At 43.0% G+C, this 25,884-nt stretch carries 19 protein-coding genes; 10 read left to right on the top strand and 9 right to left on the bottom strand.

Going from position 1 to position 25,884, the window contains the following annotated elements; all coding sequences use genetic code 11:
• Nucleotides 1-87 precede the first annotated feature (87 nt).
• On the bottom strand, nt 88-324 hold the full coding sequence (locus L9Q39_RS16700; RefSeq protein WP_237486229.1) for a YgjV family protein: 237 nt from the start codon (nt 322-324) through the stop codon (nt 88-90).
• A 336-nt stretch (nt 325-660) separates the two neighbouring features.
• Complete coding sequence (locus L9Q39_RS16695) at nt 661-978, bottom strand: DUF496 family protein (RefSeq protein WP_237486228.1); 318 nt, start codon at nt 976-978, stop codon at nt 661-663.
• Nucleotides 979-1,260: 282 nt separating this feature from the next.
• Between L9Q39_RS16695 and L9Q39_RS16690 the strand changes: the two genes are divergently transcribed.
• The 4 genes from L9Q39_RS16690 to L9Q39_RS16675 all read left to right on the top strand — a co-directional run bounded on the left by L9Q39_RS16690 (nt 1,261) and on the right by L9Q39_RS16675 (nt 6,251).
• On the top strand, nt 1,261-1,944 hold the full coding sequence (locus L9Q39_RS16690; protein ID WP_237486227.1) for a YceH family protein: 684 nt from the start codon (nt 1,261-1,263) through the stop codon (nt 1,942-1,944).
• 26 nt (nt 1,945-1,970) lie between these two features.
• Nucleotides 1,971-2,261, top strand: coding sequence for a GIY-YIG nuclease family protein (locus L9Q39_RS16685; RefSeq protein ID WP_237486226.1), 291 nt, complete (start codon nt 1,971-1,973; stop codon nt 2,259-2,261).
• 271 nt (nt 2,262-2,532) lie between these two features.
• Entirely contained in the window at nt 2,533-3,630 is a 1,098-nt protein-coding gene (locus L9Q39_RS16680; RefSeq protein ID WP_237486225.1) for an autoinducer 2-binding periplasmic protein LuxP, read from the top strand.
• A complete protein-coding gene (locus tag L9Q39_RS16675; RefSeq protein ID WP_237486224.1) occupies nt 3,630-6,251 on the top strand; it encodes a LuxQ periplasmic sensor domain-containing protein in 2,622 nt (873 codons plus the stop codon). Before L9Q39_RS16680 ends, L9Q39_RS16675 begins: the two co-directional genes overlap by 1 nt.
• 54 nt (nt 6,252-6,305) lie before the next feature.
• Here L9Q39_RS16675 and L9Q39_RS16670 read toward each other — a convergent pair whose 3' ends face one another.
• The 3 genes from L9Q39_RS16670 to yccS all read right to left on the bottom strand — a co-directional run bounded on the left by L9Q39_RS16670 (nt 6,306) and on the right by yccS (nt 10,362).
• Entirely contained in the window at nt 6,306-7,565 is a 1,260-nt protein-coding gene (locus tag L9Q39_RS16670) for a hydroxymethylglutaryl-CoA reductase (RefSeq protein ID WP_237486223.1), read from the bottom strand.
• 137 nt (nt 7,566-7,702) lie between these two features.
• A complete protein-coding gene (locus L9Q39_RS16665) occupies nt 7,703-7,864 on the bottom strand; it encodes a hypothetical protein (protein ID WP_237486222.1) in 162 nt (53 codons plus the stop codon).
• A gap of 305 nt (nt 7,865-8,169) precedes the next feature.
• Nucleotides 8,170-10,362 (bottom strand): YccS family putative transporter, encoded by a 2,193-nt coding sequence (gene yccS / locus L9Q39_RS16660; protein ID WP_237486221.1) that lies wholly within the window; start codon nt 10,360-10,362, stop codon nt 8,170-8,172.
• Nucleotides 10,363-10,531: 169 nt separating this feature from the next.
• Between yccS and helD the strand changes: the two genes are divergently transcribed.
• Together helD and L9Q39_RS16650 are read left to right on the top strand one after the other, a co-directional pair.
• Entirely contained in the window at nt 10,532-12,640 is a 2,109-nt protein-coding gene (gene helD / locus L9Q39_RS16655) for a DNA helicase IV (RefSeq protein WP_237486220.1), read from the top strand.
• A gap of 472 nt (nt 12,641-13,112) precedes the next feature.
• Complete coding sequence (locus L9Q39_RS16650) at nt 13,113-15,179, top strand: ATP-binding response regulator (protein WP_237486219.1); 2,067 nt, start codon at nt 13,113-13,115, stop codon at nt 15,177-15,179.
• Nucleotides 15,180-15,243: 64 nt separating this feature from the next.
• Here L9Q39_RS16650 and cqsA read toward each other — a convergent pair whose 3' ends face one another.
• The 3 genes from cqsA to L9Q39_RS16635 all read right to left on the bottom strand — a co-directional run bounded on the left by cqsA (nt 15,244) and on the right by L9Q39_RS16635 (nt 21,741).
• Nucleotides 15,244-16,425 (bottom strand): alpha-hydroxyketone-type quorum-sensing autoinducer synthase, encoded by a 1,182-nt coding sequence (gene cqsA / locus L9Q39_RS16645; RefSeq protein ID WP_237486218.1) that lies wholly within the window; start codon nt 16,423-16,425, stop codon nt 15,244-15,246.
• Nucleotides 16,426-16,677: 252 nt separating this feature from the next.
• Complete coding sequence (locus L9Q39_RS16640) at nt 16,678-18,876, bottom strand: TonB-dependent hemoglobin/transferrin/lactoferrin family receptor (protein WP_237486217.1); 2,199 nt, start codon at nt 18,874-18,876, stop codon at nt 16,678-16,680.
• Between the two features lie 204 nt (nt 18,877-19,080).
• Nucleotides 19,081-21,741, bottom strand: a complete 2,661-nt coding sequence (locus tag L9Q39_RS16635; RefSeq protein WP_237486216.1) for a bifunctional acetate--CoA ligase family protein/GNAT family N-acetyltransferase — start codon at nt 21,739-21,741, stop codon at nt 19,081-19,083.
• 233 nt (nt 21,742-21,974) lie between these two features.
• Between L9Q39_RS16635 and L9Q39_RS16630 the strand changes: the two genes are divergently transcribed.
• The 4 genes from L9Q39_RS16630 to yciH all read left to right on the top strand — a co-directional run bounded on the left by L9Q39_RS16630 (nt 21,975) and on the right by yciH (nt 24,544).
• Nucleotides 21,975-22,568 (top strand): SPOR domain-containing protein, encoded by a 594-nt coding sequence (locus tag L9Q39_RS16630; RefSeq protein ID WP_237486215.1) that lies wholly within the window; start codon nt 21,975-21,977, stop codon nt 22,566-22,568.
• A gap of 148 nt (nt 22,569-22,716) precedes the next feature.
• The gene (locus L9Q39_RS16625; RefSeq protein ID WP_237486214.1) at nt 22,717-23,715 is read left to right on the top strand and encodes a D-alanine--D-alanine ligase; all 999 of its coding nucleotides are present in this window, start codon (nt 22,717-22,719) and stop codon (nt 23,713-23,715) included.
• 132 nt (nt 23,716-23,847) lie between these two features.
• Nucleotides 23,848-24,225, top strand: a complete 378-nt coding sequence (locus L9Q39_RS16620) for a DUF3319 domain-containing protein (protein WP_237486213.1) — start codon at nt 23,848-23,850, stop codon at nt 24,223-24,225.
• 7 nt (nt 24,226-24,232) lie between these two features.
• A complete protein-coding gene (yciH, locus tag L9Q39_RS16615) occupies nt 24,233-24,544 on the top strand; it encodes a stress response translation initiation inhibitor YciH (RefSeq protein ID WP_237486212.1) in 312 nt (103 codons plus the stop codon).
• A gap of 518 nt (nt 24,545-25,062) precedes the next feature.
• Here the strand turns inward: yciH and L9Q39_RS16610 are convergent.
• Complete coding sequence (locus L9Q39_RS16610; protein ID WP_237486211.1) at nt 25,063-25,491, bottom strand: excinuclease; 429 nt, start codon at nt 25,489-25,491, stop codon at nt 25,063-25,065.
• Between the last annotated feature and the right edge of the window lie 393 nt (nt 25,492-25,884).

Below are 25,884 nucleotides of genomic sequence, written 5' to 3'. Positions count from 1 at the left end.
AAAGAGACCAAATCCGTCACATGATTTGGTCTTTTTATTTTGCGTAATCGAGATAGCTTCTCTACGCCGCTTTAATTTTGCCATTTTTTAGCCGCGACGCTTTTGTTGTTTGTAGGTTCTCAGTAGATAGAACACATTCACACCAGCAATGAAGCCGTTAGTGATGATGACCGGAACAGAATCAATAGCGAAACCGTAGAGTGTGAATAGTACGCAGCCGATACAGTTAATCACGCGCAGTCGCACAATCTGTTTCATCGTAAATGAGATCGCAACAATAATGGACGCTGCATAGCCAAGGAGTTCGACGGTTTCAATATTCATAATTGTCTCTCGTACGTTCGAGTACCCAATTGGGGAGAATTGATGCGGCGAATATAACAACAAGCGTGGTGTGATGAAAGCCACGTTTTGCTTTTCGCTATCGCAAGCGATTACGCAAACGTTTTGAGTATATCGTTAGGCAATGACGTGACAGAATGGTAGAGAATGGCAAGTCAATGTGTCAGGTTCGGTTTGAATGATTGAATTTAGTTAACATCAAAAAAAGCCCATAAGAGGGCTTTTTATTACATAACCATTTGCACAGAAACTATTAAAATAGGAAGTATCCGCACAGGAAGCACTTACGTCACTAATTGCTGCCTGGTATTAGTTGGATTACTTTTTACCTTGAACCGCTTGTTTGTCTTCTTCAGTCAGTTCACGAATGCGGCGGCTGATATCACGGCGTACTTTAGAAATCTCAGCACTTTTGATGATGTGATCGTCAACACGATCTTCGTAGTCAGCCTTCATGTTTTTGATGATGGTGACGATTTCATCATGGGTCATCTCTGGCTTGATGTAGTCCATTAGGTTTTCAAGCAAGTCAACGCGCTTGCGGTTGTCACGAACTTTCTTTTCATTATCGAGCAGTTCGCGTTTTAGTTTATTTTTACGACGTGCCTGTGCAACGATTTCAAATACGCTACTCATAACTGGATTCCTACCTTGATTGTCAAAAACTAAGGAAATTAAAACACAAGAGTCTAAGAGAGAACAACATAAAACTGTGGAATTATTTCATAGCTCATAATAATAGTGTTAAAGATTGAGTTATGTCTCCAATTAGCGCTATGATTCCTTAAATCAATGATAGTTTAATCTTGTATAAAAAGTAGGCGACATCAGGTTGTTATTGTAAATCGTGACACAAAAAGGCGAGTCTTTAGTACCAATGACACGACGATTGTTAGCCAAAATAAAAAGGAACCCGCAATGAACATTGAGTTGAGCCAAGTAGAAGCGCGAATTATCGGCTGTTTAATCGAAAAGGAAGTCACCACACCTGATCACTATCCTCTTACCCTCAATAGTCTCACCAATGCATGTAACCAAAAAAGCAACCGTGAACCGGTTATGAGCCTCAGTGAAGCCGAGGTTCAAGATGCAGTTGATGCTCTGGTTAAACGACGCTTAGTGAGTGACGAGAGTCAATTTAATAGTCGCGTATCTAAATTTCAACATAGATTCTGCAATACAGAATTTGGTGATCTTAAACTTACCGTTCAAGAAAAAGGCATCGTCTGCTGCTTATTACTAAGAGGGGCTCAAACACCCGGTGAAATTCGTACCCGTACCAATCGTTTATGTCAGTTTAGCGATGTGAAAGAGGTAGAATCGTTACTTGATAAAATGGCCGCTCACGATTCTTCTGGCTCATTGGTCGTCAAACTTGAGCGTGAACCAGGAAAAAGAGAATCCCGATATATGCACTTGTTTTGCGGTGAGGTTGACCCTGCATTAGCGGCGTCAAGCACTGCTGCGTCGACCATGAGCGCCTCAGCCGGATTCGACGCCATTCAAAGTGACCGCGTCACAGAGTTGGAGCAAGAATTAGCGCAACTGCGTGAGGAATTTAGCCAATTTAAGCAGTGGGTTAATGAACAATTGGCTGACTAGTACTATTTACTGAATTGTTATCAGCAATGACCAGTCAATCTTTAGCATCCCAAGAGCAACATTGGTACGTGTATTTGATTCGTACCAATGAGCAGAAACTCTATTGTGGAATTACCAACGATCTCGCTCGCCGCTTTAAACAGCATACCCAAGGAAAGGGCGCGAAAGCGTTGCGTGGTCGAGGACCTTTAGAGTTAGTGTGGAGTCAAACTCAAAGCAGTAAGAGCGAGGCACTGAAAGTCGAGATTGCTATCAAAAAGCTGCCTAAAGTCAAAAAAGAAGCGTTAGTCAACCAAGCACGCCGATTTGAACTGTAATCAGCAGGACATCAACAAGTCACTTCATAACTCTGCATCTAAGCTATATTATTTGGACATCAATTATTGGGTCTATAATATTTGTATATGCATCTGAATGTGTAGCGGCAACGTATTGTCCATCTTCAATTGTTGAATACGCAATAAATCAATCAACACGACTCGCAATGGGTAAGATTTAGTCGTGAAACAGAGCGTATGAACGGAAAAGCTAGAAGTGTAACAATATGTTGTATAAACTAAATTTAAAACATTGCATGGTTGATTGCCAATGAAGCAGCACTTACTTCGTTTCTTATTGCTCACCGTTCCTTTCCCGATGTCGGCGAACGCCCATGACATCCTACCAAGCTATTGGGATTACCATGCATTTCTGGACGCTCATCCGGAACAGCAACAACTTACAGAACAGTTAGCAGAAACGGTAAGGGAAGAGGCTGTCGCCATTAGTAAAAATTATGATCCGGTCACTATTTCCGTTATCTACCCGGGTCAACAGGTGTCAGATTATTGGGTTCGCAACATTAAGGCTTTCGAGTTAAGGATGGATGAACTCGGTATTGATTATGAAATCAATCAGGTATTTACCAGACCAAGTACCGACACCCGTGAACAGAGCAGTTCGTTGCGCGAAGCCATCAAAGCCCAACCTGATTATCTAATTTTCACTCTTGATACTAGCCGCCACAAAAAATTTATTGAGCACGTTCTCAATGCCTCTGATTCTAAGCTGATTCTGCAAAACATCACCACACCTTTACGTGCTTGGGACAATAAGCAACCTTTTATGTATGTGGGTTTCGACCATGTAGAAGGGACAAAGTTGCTGGCGGACTATTTCCAACAGCGATTTAAAGGGCAGCACAGTTATTCGCTTCTCTACTTTTCCGAAGGGTACATCAGCGACGCTCGTGGAGAGACGTTTATTCATGCCATGGATAGTACAGGTCGCTATCAACTTGCTTCGTCTTATTATACGAGAGCGGACCAAGAAACCGGCTTTAAAGCCGCTCAAAATGCAATCTCTCAGTATCCTGATATCAGTTTTATCTACGCATGCTCAACCGATGTCGCGTTAGGAGCGGTTGATGCACTGGCAAAACATCAGCGTGAAGATGTCTTTATTAACGGTTGGGGCGGTGGCTCTGCTGAACTCGACGCCCTACGCAATGGACAACTCGATGTTACTGTCATGCGTATGAATGATGATACAGGGATTGCGATGGCTGAAGCGATAAAACTCGATTTGCAGGGCAAGCCGGTACCGACTGTTTACTCAGGTGACTTTGAATTAGTGACAAGTGATGACAGCCAAGAAAGAATCAATACACTCAAACAACAAGCATTTCGCTATTCTGATCAAAACTAATGAGTTTAACGTACTTTAATAGCAGAAAATCACTCGCGACACTCATCACACGCACTGTAGCGTGGGTGATTGGCACCTTCACCTTAGCGATCTTGTTGCAAAGCTGGAATTTAAGTCGCGATATCATTACCCAAGAGGTCCAACGCACGTCTAAGCAAACACGACAGTTGGTGCTCAACTTTTTCGATTACCGACTCGCGTCACTACAAATTCTACAAGACAGTAATGCCAAAAGTGACGCGGTGGAGCAGTACTTTCAGGACGTGGACACCAAAGCGTTAGATTACTTCTTTTTACGTGAAGACAACTTAGAGCCTTTACACTCTCCGGATTTTCGTTTTATTACCCACCTGCGTGATGTTATTTGGGATGATGGCAATGCCTTGTTCTATGGTTTAGAGGACTATAGCCTGTTTGAATTACGCTCACAGGTTGAATTCCAAAACCAATGGGCGGTCGTGAGTGTCAGTTCGCAGTTGGGAGAGCGGCATATCTTAGTGCGAAAAACCCCCATAATCGCCAGCGAATCTGGTGAAGTGTTGGGGTATCTTTACGTTGGTTTAGTGCTGAACGATAACATTGCGTTGCTAAGTCGATTGATGGAAGGGACCAATAGTGACGATGTTATGTTGCTACATAAAGGGCAATTTATCGCGTCGACTATCTCAAGTGACGATCATTACACCCTAGACTCGATATCATCACATATCGACAGTGGTGAGTTGGCCTTTGATAAGGTGCTCATCACGGAAACCGAATTAGACATGGGTGAAAGCTCTCTAAAACTCAATGTCTACTCGATACAACGTAATCCGGGCGTATTGGCGCTCAAGCAAAGTTATTTGCTTTGGATTGTCTGTTCGATTCTGGTGATCATTGTGCTATCGCTGGCGCTTCGTCGCTGGTTAAACCGCAAAGTGACCACCGAACTTGCATCACTAATGCAATATACCGCGATAGCGGGCAATAAAGATCGTTTCACGCCTTATGACGGCTCTTCTATTTACGAGTTTAACCACATTGGGCGCACGCTAAGTAATACCTTTGAAAGACTCTCCGAGCAAGAGAAGCTATTTCAAGACTTATTCAACTTCTCCCTATCTCCTATTATTGTTTGGAAAGAAAATGGCAAAATCCTGCAAATCAACCCAGCAGGTCGCAAAGCCTTGGGGGTTGAGGGCGTCGATGAGGATACGGCGCAGAATGAACTCATGGTTCAATTCGTTGATTTGATGACCCTGCACGTTATCAAAGCCAAAATGGGCGCGACCCTAACCGGCATCGATGTTCCTATCGGTCATCAAACCTATCGCTGGAGTTTCTCTGCTATTTCTGCTCATAACGATAGAGTGTTAATCTTATCGCAAGGTCAGGACATTACCACTTTGCTTGATGCTGAGCGTCAAAGTAATAAAGCACGCCGCTCAGCAGAAGCGGCAGCAAAGGCGCGTTCTGATTTCTTAGCAAGAATGAGTCATGAAATACGTACGCCACTTAATGGTATTTTGGGTATCAGCCAACTGCTGCGTGTGCAACAGGGCGACAAGCGCTTTCATGAGCAAGTGGATGTTCTTTACAACAGCGGTGAACATTTACTGGCGGTCATTAACGACATTCTTGATTTTTCTAAGATCGAAAACGGTCGTTTTAAATTGGAAATGCATCAATTCCATTTTAAAGATGTATTGGTGGCATTGGAGGGGATCTTTAAGCCATTGTGTGATAGCAAAGGCATAACGTTCAACTTAACCACTAACCTTGACCAAGACATACTGGTGACCAGTGATCAGGTTCGACTCAATCAAATTTTGTTTAACCTAGTCAGTAACGCAATTAAGTTTACTCATGAAGGTGAGGTCTCCGTCGCCTTTGACTATCGCAGTCACAGCCAAAACAAGCAAGGCGTCACCCAAGGTGAACTACATATTGAGATAAGAGATAGCGGGATAGGGATCCCAGACACTCAATTGTCGACGATTTTTGACCCATTTATCCAGTCGGAGTCGACACTAACCCGTGAATATGGCGGCAGTGGACTTGGTCTCGCGATAGTGAAGCATCTCGTGTCAATGTTTGGCGGTGACATTCAGCTGCATAGCCAAGTGGGGATCGGGTCGATATTTAATCTCTTTATCCCTATGGATAGTCAAAAGGGTGATAAAGGTGCATATCGGGTCGAAAACACCCTAGATTTTGACCTTTTTGAACGACCGTTGCGATTGTTGCTGGTCGAAGATAACCATACTAATGCCTTTATTGCTCGTGCTTTTTGTGAAAAGTACGGTATGGAAGTCGTCTGGGCTAAAGATGGTCAGGAAGCGTTAGATTGTATCGCTAACCAAGCCTTTGATTTGGTATTGATGGACAACCAATTACCATCCATGTCTGGTATCGAAGCGACGAATATGATTCGAAATACCTGGCATAAACAAGTGCCGATCTACGCCTGTACGGCGGATAACCAAGAGAGTACTAGGCAGCAATTCATTGACGCGGGTGCGGATTATATTGTCGTGAAGCCGATAAAAGAGAAAGCGCTCAATGACAGTCTGCGATACTTTAAAAAGCACTTCTTTGACCCATCACCTGTATTAAAGGTTGATCAAACCCGTCCGTTATAACATTGCCGTTATTTGAAGACTTCCGCCTAGGATGTAACAGCTAGGCGGAAACACTTAACGAGCCAGTTTGTGATGCGCTCGAGCAAAATGACCCGCACAAAACGCGCCGACAATGGATAATTCACCTGCCAGACAAAGTGCAGCGGTGACTTCCGCAAGTGCTTGCGAATGACCTGTTCCATATAAGCCAAGAAGGTCTAAACAAGCTTTTTGACTCGGTAATCCGGTACCGCCACCCACTGTTCCTACCATTAAATTCGGCAGCGTAACACTGGCATACAAATCCCCTTGTGAGGTTTGTTCAATACGTGTCATGCCTATCGCAGATTCAGCGACGCATGCGGCATCTTGACCGCAGGCAATGTAGAGCGCGGCTAACGCATTGGCATAGTGGGCATTAATACCAATAGTGCCACTTAATGCGCCACCAACCGTCGTCATTTGCGCAAACTGAGCCATGCGCTCCGGTGTGGTATGCAGGTGTTTCTCAACCAAAGCCGCTGGAATCGTCACCTCGGCCGTAACCTTTTTACCGCGAACGCTGCGCAGTGTTTGCGCGCTAGCTTTCTTGTCACCAGAAAGGTTGGCGTCTAAAAAAGCAAATTCAGGCGTCACCGGCGTTTTAGCCAAGATGAATTCGAACACCGCATTGGTGGCTATCGTCACCATATTTTGTCCAGACGCGTCGCCAGTGAGATACTCAAAGACTAAATAGACATGGTTTCCTTCGATATTGACATTGATATCGCTTAATTTTCCGTGTCGAGTAGTCGCTTCAGCTATTTGCTTAAAATCATCAAATTGTGTGACGGCCCATGCGACAAACTGTCCGGCTTGAACTAAGGATTGGAATGCAAATCCGGGGGTTCGCGTTACGCCTTCATTCAGTAGCATCGCACTCGCTCCACCGGCTTCGGTGATCAGGTTCGCGCCACGGTTGTAGGAAGCGACAAGGGCAGCTTCGGTCGTCGCAAGGGGGACTTGGTAATCTCCTTTGGCAAAAAGACCATTGATGCGTAATGGACCTGCCGTGCCAATAGGCAGTTTTACTGTGCCAATAAAATACTCAATATTCTTCTCATAAGCAGACATGGTTTGCTGAGTATGCGCATCAAATAAATGCTGCATCGCCGCAGGGTTGTTGAGCTTATTCCAGCGATCATTGAGATTTCTTTGGTTAATATAAGGGCTTCGATTCACGCGTTGTGTGATTGGAGCATGAGATGGAGAGAGGCGTGCCTCAAGTTCTGATTCAGTGACATCCTGACCTAGATTAGTCAAGTAGTCTCGCTTATGGAGATTAAGTTTTGGCATGGTGATTATTAGCGCTTTTTAGGTATGGGGGTGCGTTAGGTCACGCAAAACGGTGTCGCTATCTTAGCGGTGGCTACCAAGACATGCAAATTTCGCCCTCGGCAGGGCAAATTGTGAGAGGTGGTGCTGTGACAATATTAGCGGAACAACTGAGCTAACGCTTGCATCTCTTCATCACTAATCAACTCAGATTGTACTGGCGTTAGCTGGCTAGAGATCTGACCTTGTAACATTTTAAGTTGAGAATTAGAAAGTAGTTTTAGTTGTTCTTTAAGCTGTTCAAACTGTTGCTTCGACATAAGATTACCTTTCGAGCGATTTACAAAATAAGCAGTCTGAGTTCCTTTCATCACAATAATCCCACCATTCACCGTTTACTGCTTGTATCTTTGGTGCCGAGAACCTTTGGTATTTCATTTAAGAGTTAGCGCAGTCTAACCAAGGTTCCTTGTGATATAGGTCACTAATTTAGAGGTATTTAGGGTAGGATTTGTCCGAGTTTTGTAAGAAAAATGGAAGTTTGCTGTAACCAGATATAAACCATCCGAGCCCGTATTGGGTTAAAAGCTCGAATGGTCAGTGAGTTAGCAAAATAGACTAGGCATTAAGCTTTGTCAGAGCTTTTGTCATTAGGATCGGAGTCGCTCGGGGCTTGGTCTGCTAAATGGTTCGCTAAATTATGCAATTCGGGGAGTAAGCGATAGATCAGATGTAACTGTTGTAACACCATTCGAGCTGAGCGGTCATCGTCGTCGCGCCATTCAACCAAACGTCGATGAATGTCGAATTGATCGACAGTGGAAAACTCATGGTCTTGAATATGCGAACTTAGTTGATAATTAAGCACCTCAAGGTGACGGTTAATCGTGCGGTGTGCCTGCAATACCAGACAGTGAATTGATTCGTCGTTTAGACGCTGCCTATGCGCGCCGAGCGCAGAAATGTAACTCAAAAGGGCGTGATTCAACGTCAGAAATCGGAAACTCTGTTCTGTTGATTTTTGGTATTGTCCCGGCTCTGCCAGCATATTGGCAATGGTGCTCGCGAGTTGAGCGTCGGTATCATGGGCGCGTCGTCTGGCAATACGATAGGCAAGGGTATCCTGTTTACCAATACGATATTGAGCGATAATTTGCATAAGATACTGGCGATTGGCTTCAATCGCATTTGACATCGTTTTGCTTAGACGTTTCGACTCCCAATCGGGCAAGATAAAATACACCGCCCCCACCGCAAGTAGACAGCCTATTAGCGTGTCAAACAATCTGGGTAATACCACCGCATAACCATCGCCTAGTTGATGGAAACAGAATAAAACCAACACAGTGATAAAGCCCGTCGCATAGCCATAATTATTGAGTCTAAGTGCGAAGAACATCACCCCAGAAATGACGATAAAGAACAATTGGCTTTCAAAGGAAGGGAATAAGGTAAGCAATGGCACACCCAGCAGCAAGCCAACAACCGTCCCGATGATCCTCGCGTAAAGTTTCTGTCGAGTCGCACTGTAGTTGGGTTGGCACACAAACAGTGTTGTCAGCAGGATCCAATAACCATGTTCCAGATTAAGCGCCTGAATCACGCCGTAACCCAAAGTCAGTGCCAACGAAAGGCGAGTAGCATGTCTAAATAACAGCGAGTCTTTATTGAGGTGCGTTTTGATCCTTGACCACATCGCTGACAACGTATGCGGATTGGTATCATCCAGCACCGCCTCCTCAATCGACTCAATATCTGGGTTGCTGACATTACTTAGCAGCTTTTCGACGGTTGCCATGTTATTGAATAGGTAATTGAGTTGTTCCAGTTGCTCACTGCAATCTGGCAAGGATTGTTGGTTTAGATATTCAATGGAGTCTTGCAGTTCAGCCAGTGCTCGAATTGAGTTTTGTCCATGCGTGTAAGGCTGACCAAGACTGATTGCCGATGCAATGGCGGCGCATGACTCTGATTGCATCTCTAACACATGTTTGAATCGGAATAAGACATCGGAACGAGCAAATTTTTTGGATAGCTCCTGATAACGATAGTGGCTAGAGCTAATCCGTTCATGAATATCTTGTGCGATAAAGTAAAGCTGTAAATAACGATCGCTCGGTCCATCAACATGCCCTTTTTTAGAACGATTGAGCAGAGTCATTTTGCACTGATTGAGGGCGGCAACGGTTTTTACATTTAGGTTGGCTTCGGAAACTCGTAAAGGTTGCAGTCTAAGTTCGATGCTGGGATGAAACATCGTACGTTTTCCAGCGAGATAGCGGGACAGTTGATTGAACACGGCAGAAAGACTTAGCTGAACCGGTTGCCACGGGGCAATACTCGACCAAATCATTGACATGAAGAAATAACCCAAAGCGCCTGCCAACAGCATCACAGGTTGAAACCAAAGGTCGGTACTTTGTGTGGCACCAATCATGGTATAGATCGCGATCAGTAATGAACCGAATGCAATACTAGAGTAACGGGGACCGATCGCGCCAAGCAAAATAAACGCAAAACTCGAGCAAAATAAGCCGATAGCAAATAGCACGGGAGTATCGAACAAAATTTCGATAGAAAACGCGGCGATGGCAAAACAGATAAGCGTCAGTAAGATGGCTTTGATACGACCAAAAAAGTTATCATCCGTTTCCGACAGTGCAGCAGCGATCACTCCCAAGATTAGGGGAGTGATCCAAGTCTTTAAACCAAGATACCAAGTTGGAATGACAATACCCAACAGGGTGATCAAAATAAGGCCACTGTAGTTGACGGTCTTGTTTGCCCATTGTTGGCGGAGTTGTGCAGATAAATTCAAACTAAAACTTGCTTATCATTAATATCAAACTGAATAGAAATTGTAGCCGCTATGGGTAACAAATCACACACATTTCATCAGGTTACTAGAAAATCGACCATTATCGATGTTAATCGCTGATTAATGCAGTAAACTAGTTTGAGTTTTTTCCAAATTATTACTGTTATTCATGCTAATCAGCGCCTCTAATGCAGCTCAATTTTTCATCTCTAAGGAATTTACTTCTATTGAGTTGATGCAAGATTCACTTATTTTACATTCAAGTCGTGTCGAAGTGTCGATTCCATTTAATCAGTGGAGTGGCAAGTTAAAAATTAACAGAGGTATGCTTTGGTCGAGCGTCACCGTTGTGTGTCATCCTGCACAGGACCAACAAGTACACTGGAAAGTGATGGGGCTTGATTGGCAAACGGTGCAATCTTTTGCCTCAAGTGCATTGGACCGCTATCAGGAATGGCATCACCAACAGTGTCGCAATCTTTATCAGTATCTACCGCAGTGGCAAAATGAACTGACACAACTTGTCAATTTGCCACGATTTTTACCCGCATCGGATGTTCAGCAATGGCGAAGTAAGGTTCAACGTGAATTCCAGCAAATGGAGATGTCACTAGAAGAAGCCCATCGTGTATTACCCGATCATATCGCCTACCTGCAAACATGGATTGAAGATACTCAGCAGCAACTACAACAACGTAATGATCAATGGATCGCCAACGAACGCCAAAATTGGCAAGTGTTGTTTTCTCAATCTGAACGTTCGCCGCTTAATGAATCGCAACAGCTCGCGGTACTGCACAACAACGATCAAAACCTGATCCTAGCAGGCGCGGGCAGTGGCAAAACCAGCGTGCTGATGGCTCGGGTCGCTTATTTACTGCAAAGTCACATCGCTCAACCAGAGCAACTGCTAATGGTTGCGTTTGGTCGTGACGCAGCACAAGAGATGAAAGCGCGCCTTGAGAGCAAATTTGGTCAGAGTGCAGATGCGGTGAGCGTACTTACTTTTCATCAACTCGGTTTAAAAATTATCAATCAAGCGGGGCAGCAGTCGGTGAGTCTCGCGCCCATTGTGACCGATATGGCGCAAAAGAAAGCTTGGTGTATTGATTGGTTGAAGAAACACTGGATGACGCCCGCTAACTTTAAACGTTGGCAAAAACACCTTTCTACTTGGCCCATCGCTTATTTAACTGGTGACGATGAGCTAGGAAGCCAGAGTGAAAATCCTAAGTTAATTGCTTGGCTTGAACAGCAACTGGACCAACTCATCTCTTCTTCATTGAATAAAAAAGACATTCAACAGAAGATAATCAATCACCCAGACTATACCCGCCTGAATAGTGAACTTGCGCTTTGCTGGCCGTGTTATCAGGCTTGGCAAAAGATGATGCGCGAGAATAAGCAGGTCGATTTTACTACGATGATCACCCAAGCCACTTCGTTAGTGGAGTCGGGGCGCTTCACTTCACCATGGCGATTTATGATGGTGGATGAGTATCAAGATATCTCTCCAGATCGTTTAGCATTACTTGAAGCACTTTGTCGTGGTAGAAAGACAGCTAAAACGGATACAGGCAATGAACATCATAAAGATGAGCAGAAAAAGCCTGAGGCGACACTGTTTGCGGTGGGCGATGACTGGCAGTCCATCTATCAATTTACCGGCTCTGACGTCGATTTAACCACAGGTTTCCAACGTCGATTTCCTGATGCCTCAATCCATCAATTAGATACGACCTATCGCTTTGCTGACAACCTTGGTCACGTTGCATCAGAATTTATTCAGGCAAATCCAGCGCAATTGAACAAACAACTGAACAGCGCCAGAACCGTGAAGCAAAACGCGGTTGTGATTGAGCATGGGTCTAAGATAGAAGGGATCTTAACGTCCCTTAACAACAAAAAATCATCCAGTCGAGTGCTGTTACTGGGCAGGAATCACTATCACAAACCCGAGCAACTGGAAAACTGGCAAGCACAATTTGAGCAGCTCGATTTAGAGTTTATGACCTGTCATGCCAGCAAAGGGCAAGAAGCGGATTTTGTGATTATCGTTGCGGTTGATGAAGGACAATTCCCGAGTAAACAGAAATTTGTTCATTTAAATAGTGCATTGACCGCTGGCACAGACGACTTCCCGGATGCCGAAGAACGCAGACTGTTTTATGTGGCATTGACGCGTGCTAAGCAAAAGGTATGGGTATGCTATCAATCGCAACCCTCACGCTTTGTTCGTGAGCTAGCAGAAATGAAACGGGTAACGAACAAGGCTTAACGGTGTTCGTTTCATCGTGATTAGGTTAGATAGCTCCCCAAAGCTAGCACTAATCAAGACTGGAATGATTGCGCAATAAATTAAACCAAGGTGTTTGTTACATAAGGAAGGTTTGTACCTTCCTTTTTTATGTCGATGGATTTATCTCTAACTGGATACTGGACAAAGACCGTATTCAACATAACCGGCATTTTTAATATTAGCGCCATAAAGTAAGTAACTGTTACTTGGTATTAACGTAGAAACGCAGTAATATTGGCAGCGCTAAATCATGTATATCAGTTATTTAACCATCTTTTAATGGTGTTGGCCGCATTGGTGCTTAACTGTCTTAGTCTAATAAGAGCGTTGCAGCTCACCTCGGCACTGCGTTGGTCGTCGATAAAGCGATTTGTAGTCAATAGAGTAATAATGTCCGGAAAGCCGACCCTATCTGACTTGGGTGACGTGTTTAGGCCGGTTGGTGGATTTGATGTTTAAGGATGAAGTTCAAAAAATATATCGCTATTCCGAACCTAATCTTAGTTTGGTGGGTTGGCTTGGCTTTATTGGTTTCCCACTGTATTACTTCATGTGGCACGACATTTTTCCTCAGCCCTACGAAAATATCTGGCTCAGGCTATTTGGCTCGATACTGCTGGTTACTGTCGCGTTACGCAAACATTTGCCATCATTTGTTCAACCTTATCTCCCGTATCACTATCTGTTTACTATCAGTTACACACTGCCATTTTTCTTCTGTTATATGATGTTTAAAAACGAGTGGACAACCGTATGGGTCACTTCGTTTATGGCATCTATTTTTCTGCATATTTTGCTTGTTCATACCACCAGAGTGATGATGCTGCAGAGCTTGTCTAGTATCGGTGTGGCTTATTTCTGTGCCTATGGCAGCGACTGGTATAAGTTTAATGAACATATCACTTGGTCTTATGTACCCGTCTTTGTCTTCACGTATATTTTTGGCAATTTGTTTTTCTTTAGAAACCAAGCAGAGCATGAATCTAAGATGTCGATTGCAAAGTATTTTGGTGCTGGCATAGCACATGAAATGCGTAATCCATTAAGTGCATTGCGCGCGTCTAATGATGTGTTAAGCAGCGTGCTACCGAAACTCGATGCTCATGGGACGGGTGAGTTTGTTATGACTAAAGAGGAAGTCATATTAGCAAAAGAAGTATTGAATGATGCTAACAATGTTATTGAGTCGGGTAATGAAACGATTGACATGCTGCTTACCTCAATCGATCAAAGCCGTATCGCGACGGGAAACTATGTTAAACACTCCATAAAAGAGGTGGTTTGTTCGGCGGTGGACGGATTTTCATACAAGTCCTTAGTCGATCGTCAAGCCGTGAAGGTGAATGTTCGGCAAGATTTTGCTTTTTTAGGAAGCGATACGTTATTTAAGTATGTTATCTACAATCTATTAAAAAATGCTTTTTATCATCAAGGGAATACGGGGTTTTCCATTGTTATCGAGATCGAAGCGGACAATGGTTATAACTGCATCCGATTTAGAGATAATGGTCTGGGCATTAAACCGGAAGTGATGGAACACATATTCGAAGATTTTTACTCAACCGGAAAACGCAATAGCTATGGATTGGGTTTGCCTTTTTGTAAAAAAGTGATGCAGGCGATGGGCGGAGAGATCAGTTGTCGCTCTCGACTTGGAGCATGGACCGAGTTTAGTTTATCGTTCTCAGACTATGATTCTGCAGAAGTACTTGAAATCAAGAAGCAACTTGTGAAAAACAAGTCCGTCATGTACATCGGATCCAAACAACAAGTTGTCTTTAAGATCCTGAATAGCCAATCGTTTTATTTGGGTTATCATTTTACTGCAGTGACGGTAGAGCAAGCCTGCCAGCGATCTGAATACGAATTTGAATACCCATTGATCTTTGTTGATCTTGATGAGTTTAGTGACAAACCACAGCGATTCAGGCAGTTGGAAAAGCTGCTGCATTTTACCGAGGCTCGTCTGGTCTTTCTTTACAACTCAAGCAATCGTTACCTTGGCGACTATGATCGTCATCTTAGCTTTGCAGCAGTAGAGAAAAGTCAGCTAATCGACAATGTTAAAAAGCACCTATTTGAACTATTTTTTGAGAACAGTAATCAACATTTTGCTGACCGAACAAGTATACCGAAACTAGAATCGGTATCAGGCAAAACCATTTTGATCGCTGATGATAACCAGTCCTTGCGTGTCTATACCGCGATATTGCTGGGTCAACAGGGCTTTAATGTGCTGCAGGCAAAAACCGGTCTTGAAGTTTTAACCCAACTTGAGTCGAACTCGATAGATTTAATTATTATGGATATAGCGATGCCTGAAATGGATGGTCTAGACACCACCAAAGCGATACGCAAGCTAAAAGATTCTCGTTCAGCGGCTATTCCGATAATCGGTTACACAGGCAGCTCGTCCACTGCGATAATTAAGAAGATACATCAAGCGAATATGACGGACTACATCGTTAAACCCGCCGCGACAGAAAAATTACTGGATAAGATCGCTGATTGGATTTAACCCAATCAGCGACTTGGTCTTATTATTCAGCCCAATCCTTGCGTGTTCGCTTTGCGGAAATGGTCTATCGGAATGTAAACGCCTCTATCTGATAAGCCATCTTACACACATCTACGACGCGCTGGATTTGCTGTTTTGTAACAGAGCAATTGATAGAAAAGCGAATGATGTTTTGCGTGGGTGTCGTTGCTGGGCGGCAAAACACCGAGCCAAATACGCCTTTAGATTCTAGGAAATCACGGACTTTTTTGGTGTTACTCTCGCTTCCGGTCTCCAAAGAGACAATATGAGATTCACTACGGATGTTAAAACCAATCTTTTGTAACTCTTTCGCTAACAGTTTGGCATTATTTGCAAGCCTTGCGCGTCGTTCATCCCCATGAATAATAACGTCTAACGTAGCATCAATACGGCAGATTTCACTCGGTAAAAGTGTCGAGCTAAAAATCGAAGGGTAGGCGGCATAAGGAATCACCTCATTGGTACGGTTGTTACACCAAACCGCACCAGCACGATAGGCAAATGCTTTTGCTAAGCTCGCGGTCATAAAATCGACTTGGTGGCTCAGTCCTAATTGCTGTAATAGCCCAGCGCCTTGGCTACCATGAGTGCCGAGTGAGTGAGACTCATCGACGACGATGGCACAGCCATATTGTTTGGCAATTTCAATCATTTTCTTTAATGGTGCAATAGTACCAAGGGTGCTGTAGATTGAATCTACAATCAAAATTCCCGGACCATTTCGTTTCACCAGTTTTTCAAAGTGGCGCACATTATTGTGCATAAATGGGTGCAGGTTCGCTCCCGCGGTTCTTGCTCCTTCCCAAAGAGACGCATGAGCAAAAAAATCAATGTAGACATGGGTCGTTTGGTCGCAAATGGTTTGCAGCAAAGCAATGTTTGCAATCCAACCAGATTGAAATAGAGAACAACTCGAAAAGTGCGCAAAATTCGATAATCGTTGTTCGACTACCTGTTTAATATCACCATCGTGTAGAAATACCCCTGACATAAACGTCGACTGCTGCGGAGTCAGTATTGCATCCGCATGACATCGGTTTATCTCTTCATTGTTGCTCAAATCTAAATAGTCATTGCTCTGCAAAACGATATCTTCAGGATTTGGCTGCTTGCCTACCACAAGGTTTTTGCCGCTATCGGGAAGATAGATTAACTGTTCAAGATGCTGTTCAACCTTAGTTGACACAAACTCAGGCAAGGTGGTGGCGTTATTGATTATATTCATAATAAATATCTCTTTAAAATATGATGCGCTCAAGGCAATAGAGATATAAATCAGTAATATACATTAAAACAAATAATTTAATTATTTGTATGCAGTTACATGCAAATAAAGAAAAGGTGTGGTGAAATGTTATTTTTAACATGCAGGCGGGAGAGGGTGTGGCAATACAGCTAAATGATAATTTAATAATTAACTGTACATAAAAAAGGGTGGAAATTTACATTTCCACCCTTTAATCAGTTTTAGATTATATTAGAATTGATAGTCTAAACTCACACCCCAATTTCTACCTGGTTGAGAAAGACGTTGGTAATTATCACTGCTATCGTAACCGGATAAATCCTGATAATCGAAATACTTCTTATCGAATAAGTTAAATACACCTGCTCGTAGCGTCAGGTCTGTAGCTGGTTGATAATAAGCCGTGACATCAAATACACCGTAACCCGCTGTTTCAATGTTGTCGTCGCTGTACCAATCTGTTTTACGATCAACCACTTTCAAAGTTGCTAATCCACCAAACCTATGTGCAATGTTGTCATAACCGAATCCAAAGACACCCGTTAGAGGTGCTATTGAATCTAGGCTTTGTCCTGTGCTCTTGTCCTCACCTTCAGAGTATGCAAGTGAAACAGTAGAATATATGCCCTGAGGAACAAAACTCAGACGATCAAGTAACAATGTTTGCGAGTATTCAATACCTTTAATTTCAACTTTATCTAAATTGACAACAGTCACCTGATCTTTGCCAGTTGCTGCATTTTCGCCTAGATCAACCGTTGCGATAAAGTCTTTATATTTATTGAAGTAACCAACGAGTTCGAATTGAGTAAAATCATTCTGTCCACGTAGACCAATTTCATAGGAAGTACTTTTCTCAGCTTCAAGATCAGGATTTGGAATATATTCGGAGCCTGTATCATATTCAAAATAAAGCTGCTTAACGGTAGGTGCTTTGAAACCTTGGCTAATTTGTGCAAACGTGCTGAGATTTTCGTTAAAGTGATAAACAGCACCAACCTGACCTGTTAAAGCATCGTTACTATTTTCATCGAACTCAGTTTCAAAGCCAGCGTCAGCGCTTGGAGTTGCTTTAAAAGAGTCATAACGAAGACCAAGATTAATCACTAATGATTCATCAAGTAAGAACATGTTGTCTTGCGCGAACACACCCCACTGAATTAGTTCAGCGTCAGGAACCGTCGTAGAACCCGGACCGTTTAAACTTGAGTCTTCAAAGAAAATATCACGGTTATAAAGGCTAAAATCAGTATGAAGGTAGCTAAATCCATAGGTTAACTCGTGGTAATCGTTACCAAATTCAAGCAATTTGTCGAATTGGCTATCTATTTGCCAAGTTTTTTCTTCCGCTTGTCGAATACGGTTTCTTCCGCCATCGTAAGTAAATCCAGGAGTATAGCCAAAGTAGCCAGCAGCATCGTAAATGGATACGTTGGCATAATTTTCGTTTGTGGTTTCTGTTGTTTGATAATTAACTTGCCAGAATAAGTTATCGAAAATTACGTTGTTTGCTTTCCATTCATGGTTGATACCATAACGAGTCCTTACGTTGCTATCATTACTGGTTGAGTCTTCATAACCGAAATGACCGTATGGACCATAATCATTGAATTCGTTGCCACTTAGACGGTTTTCATCATATTCATAGTCATAACGCTCAAAAACAATGCCTACGCGGTTTGCGTCATTTAGATTGTAATATGCTTTAGCTAATACGTTATTCAGTTCTTTATCCGCAGGGTCAACCGAAGTACGGTCATCACCTTCAATATTGTTACCGCCGTAGTTTTCAGTTTCGCTACCTTGAGCGTAAGTACCAATCAAGATCGTTTCTAAATCACCCTGACGCATCGCCCAAGTGAGGGTGTTTTTGAACTGCTCATCTTTAGACGAATAGGACGACTTAAGACCGAATCTATTTTCATCGCCATCCGTAACAAGGAAATCTTCTGGATCTTTGGTTTTAAGAACAACTACGCCGCCGAGTGCATTTGAACCGTAAAGTGTTGACGATGCGCTTTTATTGACTTCAATAGAAGTAAGAGTATCTAACTCGATAGCATTTGGATAAATAGCTTGAGTTGCACCGCCACCCGGGTTGAAAGGAGTGACTTGTTGGACCCCATCAACAACAACTTTAACGCGATCACCATCCATGCCACGAATGTTAAAACCAGATATACCAAAACGTCCAGAAGTTGTCGCGTCTACACCCGGCGTGGTTTTAAGTGCATCTTTTAAATCAGTTGAAAGAGAACTATCTATTTGTTCTGAGTCGACAGATTCAATCGAGCTTGAAACATCAGTTTTATTTTGTTCTGTGCGTGTTGCTGACACAACGACTTCATCAAATGTATAAGCTTCTTCAGCGTGAGCGCCTTGAGAGAGAGCAAGGACGATAGAGCTGGCTAAAATGGTTTTATTACGCATCGATTAAAATACCTTTTAATATCCTAATTGTTGTTTTTTCCACAAATCCAATGTGTTGACTTACGCAAGTCAATGGCAATACCACTGCGGGGTAGATATCGAAAGTGGGGCAGTACACAGACTAATGTGCCTGTGCGTTAACAGGAGGGAGTGTATGAAATCTAAATGATAATTGCAATCATTAACATTATTATTAATTTGTAACTATTGGTTTTCTAGCGTTAATCGCATATCAGCAGTGCCGTCTTCAAAGCTTATATCGATCTCAAAACCGAGGGATTTTGCAAGGGCTAACATGCCGGAGTTGTTGGGCATCGTCATACCCACAAGATAGCGGGTGCCTTTTTGCTGACAGTAGTCAACGAGTTGTTGCATCAAAATACGACCTAAACCATGACCTTTCAGTTGTGACCGAACTAAGATACCAAATTCACCATCATGATTATCAGCGGAAAGCATCACGCGGCAAACACCGATAATTTGAGGTTGCGGAGTATTAAAATCTTCTATGGCAACAAAAGCCATCTCTCGGTCATAGTCAATTTGGGTAAGGTTAGCCAAGGCGGCATGGTCAAATTCACCCACATCGGAAAAGAAACGTTTATAGAGATCTTCTCGCGTGACATGAGTGAGAAATTCGGCGTGCAGTGGCTCATCTTCCGGTTTTATTGGACGAAGTAGCACAGGCTTTCCGTGTTTAAGGTTGACCACACGTTCCATTTCGACCGGATAAGGTCTGATCGCTAAACGGGTGTGTGACTCACCGTTAAACTTAGCAATCTTGATCGCGGCATCAAGGATAGTGAGTTCATTACCATCGATCAGCAATGGATGAATATCGAGCTCCTTTATCTGCGGACAAGCGACAATCATTTCTGACAACTTCACCAAGAATTGAGCAATGATGGCGAAGTTGGGGATCAGGGCGCTGTGTTCAAAACGGATATCGCCGTTATTGACAGCCTGTACCAGCAAATACTGAGAAAGTGCCATATTTACGGGCAGTAAACTCACGACTGATTGAGAACTTATCCGCCAACCTGAACCGCCTTGACCGATAAATAGAGTCGGACCGAATACCGTGTCATCGACAATTTTGATCCTTATTTCTTGCGTACCAAACAATCGCGCCATCGGCTGTACAATAAAGCCAAGTATCACTGAATCCGGTTGAACACTATTCGCGCGGTCGATAATAGAATCCACGGCTGTGGCGACTTCTTCAGCACTATTTAGATTTAACGCAACGCCTTGCACGTCGGACTTATGGATAATATCGGGGCTTGCCAACTTTACAGTGACAGGGTAACCAATATCATCCGCAAACTGGGCGGCTTCCTGCGCAGATTTCGCCAATTGAGAGCGAAGTATAGGAAGTTGGGCAAGTTGTAACAGCTCTTGACTCGACGTGATATCGAGAGTGATCATTTCGTTGCTTTGATCACTGTGCTCTGTTTTTTGTTCAAGCCAAGCCCGAATTGATTGCAATTGTTGCTGAGTGTAGCTTTCTATCGTGGCGGGGGTTTCTTTTAATTGCCACTGATTTCGTCGGTATTCCACCAAATGCATAAACGCAGTCACTGCACTCTCTGGTGTGCGATAGGTCGGGATCCCATGCTGGGTAAATAACTGACGCGAAGGCGCACACGTTTCGCCAGTCCAGTTAGTAAAAATGTTAAAACGTTTGGCGCGCGGGTGAGAGTGAATGATCTCAATTAACCGATGGGATAACGCTTGATGCTTGACGGCAAAAGAAGGGCACAAAATGATTAAGATCGCATCGACATCGTCACTGTCTAATAGTGTTGAGAGGGCAATTTCATAATGCTCTATCCCGCCACTATTACCGACATAAATCGGCGTCTGTGCATATTGAGGAATCGACAAGCTTTCGGTCAATGTTTCTAGCGTGTTATTGCATAAATTACTTAGCTTGCCCCCAAGCGTATCAAGCTGGTTGATTGCCATCATACCCGTGGCTTGACCATTGGTGATCACCGCAAGTCTTTCGCCTCGTAATGGGATAGAGTGAGTGAGAGTCTCGATAGCAGCGAACAGTTCATGAGTGTCGTACACTCTTAACATTCCCGCGCGCTTGATGGCCGCATCGTACACTAAATCGGAAACAATGTTTTTACCTAACCCGAGTTTGTCCGTGGGCTTAAAGACTAAGATACGGCGTTTACGCGATGCAGCCCTTGCGGCAGACATAAATTTACGCGCATCTTGAATAGAATCAATCTGAAGCAGAACAGCTTCTGTATGGCTATCTCGGCATAGGTAATCAAGCAGTTGATCAAAGCTAATATCGTAACTTTCACCAAGGGAGATACAGTACGAAAACCCAATACCTCTTTCACTGGCCCAGTCGAGAACCGTGGTACAGACGGAATTCGATTGAGCAATAAAGGCAAGCTTACCGGGATGAGCACTGACTGGCGAGCATGAGGCGTTGAGGTTTCGCCATGGTGCAATAACACCAATACTCTCAGGTCCCAGTAATTTGATACCAAATTGCTGTGCCAGTTGAAAAAGATCAGTATTGATGGTCAATGTTGATACCGAACTAACTGGCATCAAAATGACGCTATGACACTGCTGAAGATGTAGCTGTTGCAGTAACTCTTGGTCGAATAATGCGATATCACAAATGATCGCAAGGTCCGGTTTAATCGGTAGTGCCTGAACCGACGCATAGCAATAGATGCTAGCCACCGATTTATGTCTTGGGTGAACGGGGAGTATCGTACCCTTAAATTGGCTATTTAGCAGATTCGTCATCACAATATGACCAAGATGATCGACTTGTTCCGAAGCCCCAATAACAGCGACAGCGTTTGGATTGAGTAGGGCATCTAACAGCATATTGACTCCTGCTTTAGTTAACGATAACTAAGTAATCATGGTCATAGTTGTGCATTACCAACTGGATCGTCGGTCAAAAATGACGTTATGTTCAATATTAGTTCAGGAATTTTATGGGTTCGTTATGCAAATTCCTAAATTTAGACATAACATATTGATGAGATACAAATAATGTGTAACATGTCACAAGGCATTCAATCATGCCATAAGACTCATTAACTAGGCAGCAAGAAATGAAAAAAGTTGTTATCGTCAGTTTAGCGGGCTTACTCGCCGCATGCTCTTCAAGCAAATATACAGTGGACGTAAAATCGGAGAGTTTTCGAGAAGATTACACACCCGTTGTTGTTGCTCAAGAACCCGTTGTGACATCAGAGCCAGTGATGATCGCTGAATCTAATGTCACACCAACGCAAACGCCTATTATAGCGAACAGTGCGCCAGTGATTACCGAAACCAAGTCACAACCGACACCAGTTGCGACGCGCCAAGAGCCAGTGGTAAAAATTGTTCCGCCTTCTAAATCACAGTCTAAAAACAACTATCGTTTTGGTTATACACTGCAGGTAGTTGCTGTCGGTAGTAAGGACAAGGTTGAGCAGTTTTCATCAAAGCTCCCTCGTTCAGGACAACCTATTTGGGAAAACTACAAGGTTGTAAATGGGACAAAATGGTATTCAGTGCTTTATGGTGATTATGCGACTCGCACTGAAGCGAAAGCAGCGATCAGCACATTACCTGCTGAGTTCAAACAACTTAAGCCTTTCGTGAAGAGCATTGATAAAATCAAACAGTCTGATTATCCAACGCTGACCAAGTTAAACTAGCCCTCCTTTTGTGAGCCCTGATCATCTAACGTGATGTTCAGGGCTGTGCATTTCCTGAGCAAAAGCATCCATCCGTACAACATTTTCACTGATTTACAATGCGGGTTGGTTTATCATGCTACCAACTCAGTTCATTAATAGGCATCGCATGTCAAACTACAATATTTTATTGCTCTGCGGCGGGGGATCTTCAGAGCACGAAGTATCGCTTGTCTCTGCAGATTATTTGCAAACACAATTAGAAGTAAACCCGAACTATTCAGTCATTCGAGTAGAAATTACCACGTCGGGTTGGCGATGCGAAAATGGCGATTTGGTTGTCTTAGATATTAATCAACGTGAGTTAGTCGCCAGCGATCAGAAGATAAAAATAGACTATGTCGTTCCATGTATTCACGGATTCCCTGGCGAAACCGGCGATATTCAATCGCTGTTTGAGTTAGCGAAAATTCCTTATCTAGGCTGTGGACCTGAAGCAAGCAGTAATAGCTTCAATAAGATCACCTCTAAGCTTTGGTATGACACCTTAGAGATCCCTAACACGCCTTACTTATTTTTAGCTGAAAATAGTGAAGCAGGTTATCAAAAGGCTAAAAGTGCTTTCGAACAGTGGGGAAAGGTGTTTGTCAAAGCAGCCAAACAGGGCTCATCAGTAGGATGTTACAGCGTCACTGATATTGAGCAATTAAAACAAAAAATTGACGCCGCATTTGGCTATTCCGACCAAGTAGTGATTGAAAAATCCGTTAAGCCACGCGAACTTGAAGTGGCAGCGTTTGAATATCAAGGTCAATTGCATATTACTCATCCCGGTGAAGTGATTGCGCCAGAAGGCGATTTTTACTCATACGAAGAGAAATACAGTGCTGATAGTCATTCAACTACCGTCATAGAAGCGAAAGGCTTGACCAATCAACAGTTGGAATTAATCGAACTAAGTGCACGTAAAGTCTTTACCCAAATGAAATTACGTCATTTATCTAGGATTGACTTTTTCCTAACGGAAGATAATGAAATCTACCTCAATGAAGTCAATACATTTCCGGGTATGACGCCAATCTCAATGTTCCCTAAAATGGTTGAACACGCTGGAGTGAAATTTTCTGATTTATTGAAAGATTGCATTGAAGAATCTATCAATAAATAGCACTTAAATATTAAATTCGTGACCTCTGGTCGGCTTTTGTTAAGCAATGCGTCTAGTGATAATTGATCCTAGTCCCAAAAATGCTAATATTGTTCTGAAAATGAATGTTACAAATTTCAAGAGATATACCTTATGGCATTAGCGAGTTATCGCGGTTGTACGCTAAAATCTGTGGGAACTTCGGACCAAGTTTGGAAGGTTGTCATAAAAAATAGAGAGCTTAAGGGCTCACTGGCAGCAGTAAAAAAGTCCATTGACTGGTGGTGCGATACTTCGCAAATAGTCGATCCATCAGAGATCGCTAAGCCTCAGGTCAGTCGCAGCGGCAAGGCAACGCAAGAATTGTTTCATGGTTTCAATATTAAAAACGACACCGGAGAAGCCAATGCTTGGTATTGCGTGTTTAATAGTAAGTTGATAAAAGGTAGTAAAGTTGCTATCCAGAAACATATCGAAGCGTATTTAGTCGCAAAGCAAAAAGCGCTACAAGCACAACAAGCTAAGAAATAACCATATTATGACTCTTGTATATTCAACAGAAACTGGTCGAATAAAGCCAGAAGAAGAAAAAGTTCAACGTCCCAAAGGTGATGGTGTTGTTCGAATCCAAAAACAAACCAAAGGACGCAAAGGAAAAGGCGTCTCAATTGTGACAGGATTAGACCTCGATGATGCACCCCTTAAATTATTAGCGGCTGAATTGAAAAAAGTATGCGGCTGTGGCGGCTCAATTAAAGACGGTACCATCGAAATCCAAGGCGATGCGCGTGATAAAATCAAAGCGTTACTTGAGAAAAAAGGTTACACCGTGAAACTGGCGGGCGGCTGATAGGTCTCCGTTAGTGACGATAAACAATAGAAAACCGTTAGTGCAAAACTAACGGTTTTTTTTGTAGCTGGCATTTTTGGAACTTGAAGCTAATAGCACTTGAAGCTAATAGAAAGCGTTAACTCAAAGCAACAGATCGTGATTACAAGTCGTCACTACCAATAGTCTGCGGCATTAGACCTAATAATCCGTTTTCAACCGTCAGGTTGAATTAACTGATTATTAGGTATTTTATGGTAAATAGCCGTTATGTTTAATTGTGCAGAGAAAGTGGGTGATTATCGAAGGATTAGGCACGTAAAAGCGAATAGATTCAAGCTAAAGTGAATCATATTTAACATAAGATAGATAATACGCACCAGCAACATAAGATCAAAGCACCAATGACCGAACATTACCTAGTGAACCTATTCTAAATCAGTTGGGTGTTTTAACGATGTCAGTCACCATTAGTTATACGGTCTTGTTTAAACGGTCGCTTTAAAGCCCGACCGTTTAAACATGTTGTATTCAAATGATTACAGTTTTACCACATCACCAATAAGCGCGACGCCGGCGATTACGTTTCCGGCACCACACTTGAAATGTGTGTCGCTAGACGTCAGGTTATTTTTATAGTTCGAGCGGATATTAATTACCGCATTACCGCCTTCTTTAATTGCTCGCTGCTTTAAAGTTTTCAACGCACCAGCGAAAGCCCATTGGCAAGCAAACTCATCGGACTTACCGAATGCATTGGTCTTTTTGTTGGTACTCCATTCACCAAATGTTTGCTTGACCGTGTCGTGGCTTTGTCCGCCAAAATAAAACTGAACACCATCGCCAACCGCTTGAGACACTTTGGCATTAGCCATCGCATCCGCCACAGATAGCTCCAATACATCGTCACGAGCTGATGCCGATGTGGCAACCAAAAGTAATCCTGCTGCTACTAAGATGTTTTTCATTTCAATCAATTCCTTTACTTGGTTGTTCGTATATCGTTGTTACTTCGACTCGGTTAATAATATGGCATAAATTTCAATGTGTTGTAATACATAGATCAATAAAATCGGTTCATCTACCCAATATCATGTTAGAAAAGCGTGACAGGATAACGTTCCGTTTTTGCTGTATGTATGTGTCAGGATAATCACCTATTGTTCGACGACTGAAGCGTATCAAGGATACCTAACTATGTGACAGCGTCACTCGCTGAGCTATTGCACGAACAAAGCAAGCGATATAGCTCAGATATTGCTATTCACAAAACAAAAAAACTGCGCGCCACAGTGGTTTCTTCATTCAACTCCCACCGTAATTATCGCCAGTTACCGATTTAAATATCATGCTTAGTGTGC

Origin of the sequence: Vibrio hippocampi (assembly GCF_921292975.1) — a bacterium.
GTDB lineage: Bacteria > Pseudomonadota > Gammaproteobacteria > Enterobacterales > Vibrionaceae > Vibrio > Vibrio hippocampi.
This window is presented reverse-complemented; position numbering and strand designations above follow the sequence as displayed.

Excerpts from the sequence above, each read along its gene's own strand:
- L9Q39_RS16700 (WP_237486229.1), bottom strand. The coding sequence starts at position 324 with ATGAATATTGAAACCGTCGAACTCCTTGGCTATGCAGCGTCCATTATT.
- L9Q39_RS16695 (WP_237486228.1), bottom strand. The coding sequence starts at position 978 with ATGAGTAGCGTATTTGAAATCGTTGCACAGGCACGTCGTAAAAATAAA.
- L9Q39_RS16690 (WP_237486227.1), top strand. The coding sequence starts at position 1,261 with ATGAACATTGAGTTGAGCCAAGTAGAAGCGCGAATTATCGGCTGTTTA.
- L9Q39_RS16685 (WP_237486226.1), top strand. The coding sequence starts at position 1,971 with ATGACCAGTCAATCTTTAGCATCCCAAGAGCAACATTGGTACGTGTAT.
- L9Q39_RS16680 (WP_237486225.1), top strand. The coding sequence starts at position 2,533 with ATGAAGCAGCACTTACTTCGTTTCTTATTGCTCACCGTTCCTTTCCCG.
- L9Q39_RS16675 (WP_237486224.1), top strand. The coding sequence starts at position 3,630 with ATGAGTTTAACGTACTTTAATAGCAGAAAATCACTCGCGACACTCATC.
- L9Q39_RS16670 (WP_237486223.1), bottom strand. The coding sequence starts at position 7,565 with ATGCCAAAACTTAATCTCCATAAGCGAGACTACTTGACTAATCTAGGT.
- L9Q39_RS16665 (WP_237486222.1), bottom strand. The coding sequence starts at position 7,864 with ATGTCGAAGCAACAGTTTGAACAGCTTAAAGAACAACTAAAACTACTT.
- helD (WP_237486220.1), top strand. The coding sequence starts at position 10,532 with ATGCTAATCAGCGCCTCTAATGCAGCTCAATTTTTCATCTCTAAGGAA.
- L9Q39_RS16650 (WP_237486219.1), top strand. The coding sequence starts at position 13,113 with ATGTTTAAGGATGAAGTTCAAAAAATATATCGCTATTCCGAACCTAAT.
- cqsA (WP_237486218.1), bottom strand. The coding sequence starts at position 16,425 with ATGAATATAATCAATAACGCCACCACCTTGCCTGAGTTTGTGTCAACT.
- L9Q39_RS16640 (WP_237486217.1), bottom strand. The coding sequence starts at position 18,876 with ATGCGTAATAAAACCATTTTAGCCAGCTCTATCGTCCTTGCTCTCTCT.
- L9Q39_RS16635 (WP_237486216.1), bottom strand. The coding sequence starts at position 21,741 with ATGCTGTTAGATGCCCTACTCAATCCAAACGCTGTCGCTGTTATTGGG.
- L9Q39_RS16630 (WP_237486215.1), top strand. The coding sequence starts at position 21,975 with ATGAAAAAAGTTGTTATCGTCAGTTTAGCGGGCTTACTCGCCGCATGC.
- L9Q39_RS16625 (WP_237486214.1), top strand. The coding sequence starts at position 22,717 with ATGTCAAACTACAATATTTTATTGCTCTGCGGCGGGGGATCTTCAGAG.
- L9Q39_RS16620 (WP_237486213.1), top strand. The coding sequence starts at position 23,848 with ATGGCATTAGCGAGTTATCGCGGTTGTACGCTAAAATCTGTGGGAACT.
- yciH (WP_237486212.1), top strand. The coding sequence starts at position 24,233 with ATGACTCTTGTATATTCAACAGAAACTGGTCGAATAAAGCCAGAAGAA.
- L9Q39_RS16610 (WP_237486211.1), bottom strand. The coding sequence starts at position 25,491 with ATGAAAAACATCTTAGTAGCAGCAGGATTACTTTTGGTTGCCACATCG.